Annotated in this window: 1 protein-coding gene; it reads left to right on the top strand. The window is 25.3% G+C overall.

The annotated features are described in order from the left end of the window. Nucleotides 1–2,292: DEAD/DEAH box helicase family protein (locus NSA58_RS19120; protein ID WP_257560859.1), on the top strand; the 2,292-nt coding region annotated here is incomplete at both ends.

Below are 2,292 nucleotides of genomic sequence, written 5' to 3'. Positions count from 1 at the left end.
ATTACAATAGAAGCATAACTTTTAAAGGAATAAAATTATATTTATTTTATCCTAGTGGAAGTGAAATATATGAAGACCATTATTTTAATCAAAATATTTTTTCAGTAGTACAAGAATTACCACATAAGTGTAAAAATAATAATATAACTATGTTTCATTTCAGGCCAGATTTAACATTTTTTTTAAATGGAATATATATATCATATAGTGAATTGAAGTCGAATTACAGTAATCAGACAGCTAGAAAAAATGGAAGGATTAAAGTAATAAATGATTATAGGGACGCATGTATTGAGTATGTAAAAATAGCGAAAGATAATGATAAAAATCAAGATATAAGAAAAGATTTTTTGAAGATATTTGAAAAGGCTATACACATTACAACTACAGATATGGAAGATACATATGTTATTAGAAATATAGCAGATTATATAGACGATATTAGAAACAATTATAAAGATGGAAAATATGATTACTCTAATTATGAAGAAAAAGTTAAAGATGCATATAAAAAGTATCCACTCAAAGATGAAAATATATTAAAGCAAGATAAACTTAAAGAAGTTTTTACTGCACTATATTCAAAGAAAATGATAGAAAAAGAAATATTATATTATAACTTTATTGAAAGAGATGTAGTAGTAAATAAGAATGTAAAAGAGTTAAAAAATGAAAGAGGAAAGCTTATAAGTCCTAGGCCAAAGCAAAAATTTGGTGTAGACAAGATAATGACTAAAATAGATGAATTTCTAGAACATGAAAATGATGATGATTACTTTATAAATAAGTTATATAAAGACTTAGATGGTGTTAGTGAAGATATAAAAAGAGATTTAATTACAAAAAGATCTAAATATAGAAATAATAAAAATATATACTCACTGTTATTACAGTACGCAGCAGGCTTTGGAAAAAGTAATATTATCGGATGGTCAGCGTTACAATTAAAAGATCTTAAAAAAGATAGAGAGTATGTTTATGATAAAATTATGATTATTGTAGATAGAGTTCAGCTAAGAGATCAAATTGATAGTAAAATGTTTAATATGAACATTGACAACAAAATGTATATAGAGGCTAAAGATAAAAATACTTTTATAAAAGCATTGGAAAGTGAAACTCGTATAGTTATAGTAAATCTACAGAAATTTAATACGATAAAAAGTTTTTTAAGTGAAGAAGTATTAGAGAGACTTTCTAGTATGAGAATTGTATTTTTAATAGATGAAATACATAGATCTAATAGCGGAGTTCAACATGATGAGATGATTAGCATATTTGATGAATTACAAGATAGTTTTGATAGTAGTAGTAATTATAATAAAAAACGATTTAAAAAGAACTTAATACTAGGATTTACAGCAACACCAAGTGATAGTACATTAGCTCGTTTTGGAGAATTTAGCAAGTTTAGTGAAGGTGAAAAGATATGGACGCCATTTGATTCATACACTATGAAAGAAGCAATAGAAGATGGATATATATTAAATCCTTTAAAAGGAATAGTTCCTGTTTCAGCTAGAATGTACTACGAATTACCAGATGATATATTGGAAGGGGCAACAGATAAAGAAAAGCAATATTCAATTGCAAAGAAAAAGATTTATGAAAATGAAGAAAGAATAAAAGCTATTTCGGCATTTATTGTGGAAAGATTAGTTAAAACAACGTATAAGAAAATTAGAGGACAAGCAAAAGCAATGTTAGCCACAACCTCAATAAAAAGTGCCATAAAATATAAGGAATACATAGAAAAATATTATTCAAAAGCAATGCAAAATGGGCAATATAATAGATTTAAAGATGCTCCAATATATATTGTATATTCAGGAGATGAGCAACAACAAATAAAAGCTACTTCACTTAATAATGGCTTATCAGAAACAAAGGTTTTACAAAACTTTGCTATGTGCAAAAATGGTCTAATAATAGTTGTTGATAAACTACAAACGGGGTTTGATGAGCCTAAATTACATACTTTATTTTTAGATAAAGAAATAAAAGGTATAAATGCAATACAAACAATATCAAGAGTTAATAGAACTACTAAATATAAAAATGAATGTAAGATAGTAGATTTCTCATACAAGAATGTAAATGTACAAAATATAAAAGAAGCATTTGAACATTTTAGTGATGTAGTTATAAGTGATTTTGATCCATTTTCAGATGAAAAAGTATTGGAAGAAATATACAATGATTTAAGAAATAGCTCTATATTTAAAATATGTTTTAACAAATTTAAAAAGTATAATATCGAAAAAGATGACATTAATGACTTTTTTGAGATAG

This window comes from Terrisporobacter muris (genome assembly GCF_024621905.1).
Lineage (GTDB): Bacteria > Bacillota > Clostridia > Peptostreptococcales > Peptostreptococcaceae > Terrisporobacter > Terrisporobacter muris.
The sequence above is the reverse complement of the archived record's forward strand: the minus strand, read 5'-3'. Positions and strand labels throughout refer to the sequence as shown.